Origin of the sequence: Streptomyces sp. ISL-98 (assembly GCF_018614055.1) — a bacterium.
Classification (GTDB): domain Bacteria; phylum Actinomycetota; class Actinomycetes; order Streptomycetales; family Streptomycetaceae; genus Streptomyces; species Streptomyces spiramyceticus.
The window spans coordinates 1-7485 of record NZ_JAGGPB010000117.1 but is presented as its reverse complement, the minus strand read 5'-3'; the positions used below and the strand labels follow the sequence as shown (position 1 = coordinate 7485).

At 69.4% G+C, this 7485-nt stretch carries 9 protein-coding genes and 1 pseudogene; 5 read left to right on the top strand and 5 right to left on the bottom strand.

Annotation, left to right across the window (positions count from 1 at the left end; all coding sequences use genetic code 11):
• Together J7I98_RS40395 and J7I98_RS40390 are read left to right on the top strand one after the other, a co-directional pair.
• A pseudogene (locus J7I98_RS40395) lies at positions 1–192 on the top strand (ABC transporter ATP-binding protein); the annotation flags it as partial.
• Positions 193–280: 88 nt separating this feature from the next.
• Complete coding sequence (locus tag J7I98_RS40390; RefSeq protein WP_214930034.1) at positions 281–1255, top strand: GNAT family N-acetyltransferase; 975 nt, start codon at positions 281–283, stop codon at positions 1253–1255.
• 39 nt (positions 1256–1294) lie between these two features.
• Here J7I98_RS40390 and J7I98_RS40385 read toward each other — a convergent pair whose 3' ends face one another.
• The gene (locus J7I98_RS40385) at positions 1295–1906 is read right to left on the bottom strand and encodes an RDD family protein (RefSeq protein WP_214930033.1); all 612 of its coding nucleotides are present in this window, start codon (positions 1904–1906) and stop codon (positions 1295–1297) included.
• Between the two features lie 30 nt (positions 1907–1936).
• Here J7I98_RS40385 and J7I98_RS40380 point away from each other — a divergent pair, with 30 nt between their 5' ends.
• Positions 1937–2698 (top strand): group II truncated hemoglobin, encoded by a 762-nt coding sequence (locus J7I98_RS40380; protein WP_214930032.1) that lies wholly within the window; start codon positions 1937–1939, stop codon positions 2696–2698.
• A 23-nt stretch (positions 2699–2721) separates the two neighbouring features.
• On the opposite strand, the gene J7I98_RS40375 is transcribed toward J7I98_RS40380, so the two are convergent.
• The gene (locus J7I98_RS40375) at positions 2722–3579 is read right to left on the bottom strand and encodes a helix-turn-helix domain-containing protein (RefSeq protein WP_214930031.1); all 858 of its coding nucleotides are present in this window, start codon (positions 3577–3579) and stop codon (positions 2722–2724) included.
• 118 nt (positions 3580–3697) lie between these two features.
• On the opposite strand from J7I98_RS40375, the gene J7I98_RS40370 reads away from it, so the two are divergent.
• Complete coding sequence (locus tag J7I98_RS40370) at positions 3698–4744, top strand: NAD(P)-dependent alcohol dehydrogenase (RefSeq protein WP_214930030.1); 1047 nt, start codon at positions 3698–3700, stop codon at positions 4742–4744.
• A gap of 95 nt (positions 4745–4839) precedes the next feature.
• The gene (locus J7I98_RS40365) at positions 4840–5181 is read left to right on the top strand and encodes a DUF1330 domain-containing protein (protein WP_214930029.1); all 342 of its coding nucleotides are present in this window, start codon (positions 4840–4842) and stop codon (positions 5179–5181) included.
• Positions 5182–5208: 27 nt separating this feature from the next.
• Here J7I98_RS40365 and J7I98_RS40360 read toward each other — a convergent pair whose 3' ends face one another.
• From J7I98_RS40360 to J7I98_RS42110, 3 genes are all read right to left on the bottom strand, one after another.
• Positions 5209–6279 carry a hypothetical protein gene (locus J7I98_RS40360; RefSeq protein ID WP_214930028.1) on the bottom strand — a complete coding sequence of 357 codons (1071 nt, stop codon included), beginning with the start codon at positions 6277–6279 and terminating at the stop codon, positions 5209–5211.
• An 84-nt stretch (positions 6280–6363) separates the two neighbouring features.
• Positions 6364–6933 (bottom strand): GNAT family N-acetyltransferase, encoded by a 570-nt coding sequence (locus tag J7I98_RS40355; protein ID WP_214930027.1) that lies wholly within the window; start codon positions 6931–6933, stop codon positions 6364–6366.
• A gap of 55 nt (positions 6934–6988) precedes the next feature.
• Positions 6989–7485 (bottom strand): excalibur calcium-binding domain-containing protein (locus tag J7I98_RS42110; protein WP_251021921.1); only part of this gene is annotated, 497 nt, incomplete at its 5' end.

The following is a 7485-nucleotide window of genomic DNA, read 5'->3' as shown; positions in this document are numbered from 1 at the left end:
GAGCCCACCGGCAACCTCGACGAGTCGATGCGCGACGAGGTCATGGAGGTGCTCGAAGGGCAGTGGAAGGAACACGGGCTGACCTTCATCATGGTCACCCACGACACGGCGCTCGCCCGCCGCGCCCCGCGCCTTGCGACCATCCGCAAGGGGCGGGTCACGGTGACGGAGAACGCGGGCCACATCATGTGACCGTTCTACGACCTCCTGCGGATCGGACGGGGATTCGAAACGTACAACTCGTGTGCGGCCCGTTGGGTTCGCGCGTACGTTCCCATGCATGCCGATCACTTTGGGAACCTCCCCATCCGACGTCGACGTGGACGCCTGGCACTCCGTCGTCACCGCCGCCCACACCCACGACCTGCCGGCCGGCGTCCCGGCGCCGGGACGCGCCGAGAGTGCGGGCAAGCTCCAAGTGCCGTCGGCGCGTGGACGCGTGGTCAACTTCGTGGTGCCGGCGGCCGACGGTGCGTACGCATACGAAGGCGTCGCCTCGCTGCTCCTCCTCTCGGACCCGGGCAATGAGCACACCGCGTCCCTCGACACCCTGGCGGTACGGCCCGACGCGCGAGGGCGCGGAGTCGGGGCGCAGCTGTGGGAGGCGGTGCGCGGCGAACTGGCCGCGGCGGGGCGTACGTCCGTGTCCGCCGTCCTGGAACTCGGGGGCACGGGCGAGAGGTTCGCGACCGCGCGTGACTTCGAGAACGTGCTCCCGATCACCTGGTACGTACAGGACACGACGCTGCCGCGCCCGGACGGCGAACTCCCCGACGGCTACGCCTTCGTGGACTGGCCGGGGGTCGTCCCCGACCACCTCGCCGACGCGGCGGCGGTCGCACATGCCGCGATGGAGGACGCACCGAGTGGCGACATGGACGAGGCGACGCCGGTCTGGGACGCGGAGCGGATGCGGGCCGCGGGCCAGGTGATCGTCGACCGCGGCGGTGCGATGCTCACGGTTGCCGCCGTCGACCCCCTGGGCGAGGTGGCCGCGTACACGGAACTGGTGCTGCGCGACCCGTCGGACGTACGCGCGCTCCAGTACGACACGGTGGTCGTGCCCGGGCACCGGGGGCGGGGTCTGGGGCGGGCGGTGAAGCTGCGGATGCTGCGGGTGCTGGCGGAGGCGTACCCGGGGGTTCGGCAGATCGGGACGACTGTGGCGGACGAGAACGGTCCGATGCGGGTGGTGAATGAGGGACTGGGGTACGGGCGGGAGCGGGGGAGCGGGGTTTTCCAGGCGAAGGTTTAGGTTTCCCCTNNGGGAACAGCCCCGCGCAGCGGCCCGCACCTACCCCTGTCGCCCCGCCACCAGATCCCGCCGCCGGACATAGCGCAGCCCCGCCACATCCTCGTACAGCTCGCCCTCCCAGTTGTCCCGCACCGTCCCTCGCGGAGTCCCCGGCGTCCTGCTCAGCCCCCGCCACAAGTCCCGTATCCAGTACCAGGGTTGCATCGGCACCCAGCACAGTCCCGCCAGCCAGCGCTGGAGCGTGCGCAGGGGGCCGGGGCGGCCGCCGTCGGATGCGCGCACCACGCGTATGCCGACCAGTAGCTTGCCCACGCTCGCCCGCGTCAGCAGCGTCAGGAGGTACTGGTTGGCGAAGGAGACCCCGACCACGCACGCGAGGATGGCGCCGAATGCCGGGCGGCCGTCCACCAGGCCGTCGTAACCGTGCGGCAGGACACGCGGCGCCACGACGAAGACGAGCGCCGCGTCGATGACGACGGCGCACACCCGCCGCCCGTCCCCGGCGGGGCGAGGCGCCTGATAAGGCGTCGCACGGTACTGCGCCTGGTTTTGCGATTGGTACTGCGGCTGCTGCGGCGCGTACGGATACTGCTGCTGGTAAGGGCCGGGCTGCTGGTAGGGATAGTGCTGCTGCCCCCGTGAATCGTTCATGTACACATCATCTCTCAGGGAGAAACGCACATGACCGTCGAGTACATCCGATACCGCATTCCCGAGGGCCGCGCCGCGGAGTTCGAGGCCGCCTACGCCCGCGCCTCCGTACCGCTCAGCCAGTCGCCCCAGTGCGTCGACTACGAGCTCGCGCGCTGCGAGGAGGAGCCCGAGAGCTACATCCTGCGCATCGTCTGGACCTCCACCCACGACCACCTCGAAGGCTTCCGCCGCAGCGAGCAGTTCAAGGCCTTCTTCGCCGAGGTCCGCCCGTACGTCGAGCAGATCGAGGAGATGCGGCACTACGCACCCACCGCCGTGCACGGCACCGGCGGGTCCGTGCCCTCCCTCTACACCTGGGCCGGCGGCGCCGAAGCCCTTGAACGGCTCACCGACGCGTTCTACACCCGCGTACGCAAGGACGAGATCCTCGCCCCGGTCTTCGAAGGCATGTCCCCCGACCACCCCGCCCACGTCGCACGCTGGCTCGGCGAGGTCTTCGGCGGCCCCGCCCGCTACACCGAGGAGAACGGCGGCTACCCCGCCATGCTCGCCCACCACCTCGACAAGGCCATCACCGAGCAGCAACGCCGCCGCTGGGTGTCGCTGCTGATGGACGCGGCGGACGAGACGGGCCTGCCCGACGACCCGGAGTTCCGCTCGGCCTTCGCCGCGTACGTCGAGTGGGGCACCCGCATCGCCCTCACCAACTCGCAGCCGGGCGCCAACCCGCCGCGCAGAGCGCCGGTCCCGCGCTGGGGCTGGGGCGTGGCGCCGCCGTACCAGCCGTGACTCGCCGCCGTACCAGCGGTGTTTTACGTACGTACCTCCGCCGCCCCCACCTCCGTGCCCCAGCTCGCCAGCAGCCGCAGGGACTCCTGCGAGGGCGAGCCAGGCTCCGCGTGGTAGGTGACCAGGGACTGTTCCTGGTCGTCGGGCAGCCTCAACGTCTCGTACGACAGGGTCAGTTCACCCACCAGGGGGTGGCGCAGCCGCTTCGTGCCGTGGCCCTTGTCCTTCACGTCGTGCGCGGCCCACAGGCTCCTGAACCGATCACTCTTCACCGAGAGCTCGCCGACGAGCGCGGAGAGCAGCGGATCGTCCGGATGGCAGCCGGCGTCCAGCCGCAGGTACTTGACGACCTCGCCCGCCTTGTACTCCCAGTCGGCGTACAAGTCCTGGGAGTTGGGGTCCAGGAAGACGAGGCGGGCGATGTTGCGCTCCTCCGGCGGGAGGGCGGCGAAGTCGCCGAGCAGCGCGCAGGCCAGCCGGTTCCAGCCGAGAATGTCCGTGCGCCGCCCCACGACGTACGCCGGTACCCCGTCCATCGCGTCCATCAGGTGCTGGATGCCGGACCGCAGGCGCTGCGGCCGTGCCGGACGCTTCTTCTTGTGCATCGGCTTGGCGAGGTGCGTGAGGTGGGCGCTCTCGGCGTCGGACAGGCGCAGGGCGCGGGCGATCGCGTCCAGTACCTCCGTGGACACGTTGCGTCCGTTGCCCTGTTCGAGGCGCGTGTAGTACGCCACCGAGACCCCGGCAAGCTGCGCCAGCTCCTCGCGGCGCAGGCCGGGGACGCGGCGGTGCCTGCCGAAGTCGGGCAGGCCGACGTCCTCGGGCTTGAGCCGCGCACGGCGGGAGCGGAGGAACTCACTCAGTTCGGCGCGCTGGTCCATGGAGTCCAGTATTCCCGGTCGTACGACGATGAGCCTGACCCCGCCAGTAGTACGCACAGCGGACGTAGGCACAACAGGGCTCTGGGTGAATGCCCGCAGGTCAGGCAGCCTCGATGCCATGACCACCACTTCTGTTGCCGCATACGCCGCAGCCTCCGCCAATGCCCCGCTGGAGAAGACCTCCGTGCCCCGCCGCCCGGTCGGCGAGCACGACGTACTCATCGAGATCAAGTACGCGGGTATCTGCCACTCCGACATCCACCAGGCCAGGGACGGCTGGGGCGAGGGCATCTTCCCCATGGTTCCGGGCCACGAGATCGCCGGTGTCGTCACCGAAGTCGGCTCGGGCGTGAGCAAGTACGCCGTCGGCGACCGGGTCGGGGTCGGCTGCTTCGTGGACTCGTGCCGGGAGTGCGCGTACTGCAAGGAGGGCCTTGAGCAGTACTGCGTCCGGGGCGCGACCGGAACGTACAACGCCCTCGACAAGAACGGGGAGCCCACCTACGGCGGCTACTCCACCCACATCGTCGTGGACGAGAACTACACCGTCCGTATCCCCGAGGGCATCTCCCTCGACGTCGCCGCACCGCTGCTGTGCGCCGGCATCACCCTCTACTCGCCGCTTGCCCACTGGAACGCGGGACCGGGCAAGAAGGTCGCCGTCGTCGGGCTCGGCGGCCTCGGCCACATGGGCGTGAAGATCGCGCACGCGCTGGGCGCCGAGGTGACCGTACTCAGCCAGACCCTGCGCAAGCAGGAGGACGGGCTGAAGCTCGGCGCCGACCACTTCTACGCGACGAGCGACCCGAAGACCTTCGAGGAGCTCGCGGGCACCTTCGACCTGATCGTCTCCACGGTGTCCGCGCCGCTGGACATGGACGCGTACCTGAGCCTGGTCAAGACGGACGGCGCGTTCGTGAACGTCGGTGCGCCGGAGGAGCCGAACTCGCTCAACATGTTCTCGCTGATCGGCGGCCGCAAGACGCTCGCCGGATCGATGATCGGCGGGATCGCCGAGACGCAGGAAATGCTCGACTTCTGCGCGCAGCACGGGCTCGGCGCGGAGATCGAACTGATCCGCGCCGACCAGATCAACGAGGCGTACGAGCGGGTGCTGGCGAGCGATGTCCGCTACCGCTTCGTGATCGACGCGGCGACGATCTGACGCCGGCGATCAGGCGATTACCTGAGGCGTAATCGACGGTCATGGAGTCGCCCGGCAGGATCTGAGTCACCAGCCACCACGAGGGAGCAGCACGCATGAGCGCCTACGCAATCGGTCATCTTCGGGCCATCGCCCCGCACGAGGACATCTTCGAGTACATGGAGCGCATCCAGGCCACCCTCGACCCCTTCGACGGACACTTCCTCGTCCACGGGACGGAAGTCGAAGTCCGCGAGGGGGAGTGGCCGGGCTACCTGGTGATCATCGGCTTCCCGGGCATCGAGAAGGCGCGTGCCTGGTACAACTCAGAGGCGTACCAGGAGATCCTGCCGCTGCGTACGAAGCACATCACGGGTGATGTGGTCCTGGTCGAGGGTGTTGCTCCGGGGTACGACGCGGCGCAGACGGCGGCGAGGATGCGGCAGTCGGCGGGGTGAGCGGAACGCTGAGGTGAGCGGAAACGCTTACGGGCGGCGGCCCGCCCCCAGCGCGGCAAGGCCACGGGCCTGATCGAACGCCAGGGCCGCGTCCTGCTGGTCGTTCCACGGCTCTGCCCCGCACCAGCCACCGAGCAGCCGGAACTGCGCCAGGGCCTCCTTGTACCGCCCGGTCTTCACGAGTACGGCGGCGAGCAGGTGCCGTATCTCGGGGAGCCGTCGGTGGTCGGGGGCCGCCTGCGCGATGTCGGCCTCGACACGGGTCAGCACGCGTTTGGTGGCCCAGGTGCGGTACGCCTCGTCGCCGTCCTGACGCACGGCTTCGTACACGGCGTGCAGGTACATCCCGGACAGCAGACTCCCGGCCGGGGCGGCCTCCATCGCCTCCCTGGCGAACTTGAACATCAGCTTGTGCGAGCCGTACCACTTCTGGCACCAGTACTGGAGCGCCTGCCAGTGCGCCTCGTAATGATGCGGCGCACGGGCGGTCAGCTCCGCCCACAACTGCCGGAACTCGTCGTGCGACAGGCCGAGTCCGCGCGCGGCGGCGACCATCGTGATCCACGGTGACGGGTCGCGCGGCGCCAGCCTGGCCGCCTCCTGGGCGGCGTACATAGCGGTGGGCAGCAGCTCGCTGAAGAGTGCCATCTGCTCGTCCGACGTCTGGTGGGCGTAGTTCGCGCCGCGCGCCTCCCAGGCCCGCAGCACCAGCGCATGCGCGTGTACGACGACGGCGTCCGCGTCCCGCGGCTGCTCCGCGCGCCAGATCCGCAGCCAGCGCTCGTCCTCGACGGCAACGTCCGCGAACACGGAGACGAGCCGCCAGCGCAGCTCCCAGTCCTCCCCGGCCGAGGCGAGCAGCGCGGCGACGGGCTCCCACTTCCCGTCACACGCCGCCTCGACGGCGACCCGCAGCCCGGGCTCGTCGCGGGGCGGCCCGGGGCGGTGCGGGTCGAGCTCGGAGCGGGGGACGAGACCGTAGGCGGCGGCGTCGATGCCGGCCTTGGCCTGCCGGTTGCGCCAGGCGATACGGGCGACGTACACGACGGCCCAGGCGAGGCAGGCGAGACCGATGGGGGTGACGAGGTTCGTGAACACGGGACGTAATCATCCCTGGTCAGGGTCACGACAAGCACACGATCGGGCAACTGTTGGCAGCTGGGCGCACCGTGCGGAGCGGGGTCAGCAGTCCACCGCGGCCGCCCTCCACTCCTCCTTGCTCAGGGCGTACTCGACTTCGCCGTGCTCGGAGCCTTCGATGCTCTCCGGCCAGTCCCCGAACCAGGTGCGTACGTAAACCAGCCCGGCTTTCTCCATCATGCGCCGCGAACGGGAGTTGACGGACATGGTGTCAGCCGTGACCCGCTGCACACCGAGCTCGGCAAACCCCTTGCGCACGAGCGCACGCGCGCCTTCGGTGGCGTATCCCTTGCCCCAGGCGGCCTTGTTGAGCCGATACCCGAGCTCGACGACGTCGGCACTGCCCTCCTCCACAGGCCGGAACTCGAACCAGCCCAGGAACCGCCCGGTCGCCTTCTCCTCGGCAGCCCAGTAACCACGTGCCCCCATGCACGAATAATTCTTCAACATCTGCGGCAGCACCCGCTCCACGACGAACGCCCGAGAACTCGGCCGCCCCCCGTTGAGGAAACGCATCACATCAGGGTCACTGTCGAGATCGACGAGCCGCTCCAGATCGCCCTCGTGGAAGGCGCGCAGCACCAGGCGTTCGGTCTCCAGAAAGGTGGACATCCCCCGATCCTGACCACGAGCGGCGGCGAGCGCGAACGATTTTGCGCCTGCGCTGTCAGTTCCATTCGCAGCCGATGCCGTCACCGTCGGCGTCGAGGCGATGGGGGTCGGACGAGCCGACCCAGACGGGTCCCGGAAGGTCCTCACAGTCGACGTCGGGCTCATCTGCGGAAGGCCCCGGCGGGTAGGTGCTCTCGGGTTCGTCCGGCGGCGCCGGCGGTTCCACGAGACGTATGGCGGCGTCAACTATGACCCCGCCTCTGACTGTGTAAGTGCCCTCGTAGGACTGCTCGGTCCCATCCGGCCGCAGCACATCGATCGTGACAGTTACGATCCCGCCGCTGACATCAAGGATGTGAACGGTGTCGTGTTCAACATCGGCAAACCCTGCCGCGAAGGACGAGTAGGAAGGGTCGCCAAGGTTTTTGCCTCCGAGGTCCCACGCCCGTCGGTAGTCGCGCTCGTTGATGGCATCGAAGTAGGCCTCGACGGTGGAGGCGGCGTCACGAGTGGGGGCGGGCGGCTTCGGCGTGGTCGGGGCTGGGGGCGGAG

What these genes read in the sequence shown, in the direction of transcription:
- J7I98_RS40390 (WP_214930034.1), top strand. Translation starts at nt 281, where the DNA reads ATGCCGATCACTTTGGGAACCTCCCCATCCGACGTCGACGTGGACGCC.
- J7I98_RS40385 (WP_214930033.1), bottom strand. Translation starts at nt 1,906, where the DNA reads ATGAACGATTCACGGGGGCAGCAGCACTATCCCTACCAGCAGCCCGGC.
- J7I98_RS40380 (WP_214930032.1), top strand. Translation starts at nt 1,937, where the DNA reads ATGACCGTCGAGTACATCCGATACCGCATTCCCGAGGGCCGCGCCGCG.
- J7I98_RS40375 (WP_214930031.1), bottom strand. Translation starts at nt 3,579, where the DNA reads ATGGACCAGCGCGCCGAACTGAGTGAGTTCCTCCGCTCCCGCCGTGCG.
- J7I98_RS40370 (WP_214930030.1), top strand. Translation starts at nt 3,698, where the DNA reads ATGACCACCACTTCTGTTGCCGCATACGCCGCAGCCTCCGCCAATGCC.
- J7I98_RS40365 (WP_214930029.1), top strand. Translation starts at nt 4,840, where the DNA reads ATGAGCGCCTACGCAATCGGTCATCTTCGGGCCATCGCCCCGCACGAG.
- J7I98_RS40355 (WP_214930027.1), bottom strand. Translation starts at nt 6,933, where the DNA reads ATGTCCACCTTTCTGGAGACCGAACGCCTGGTGCTGCGCGCCTTCCAC.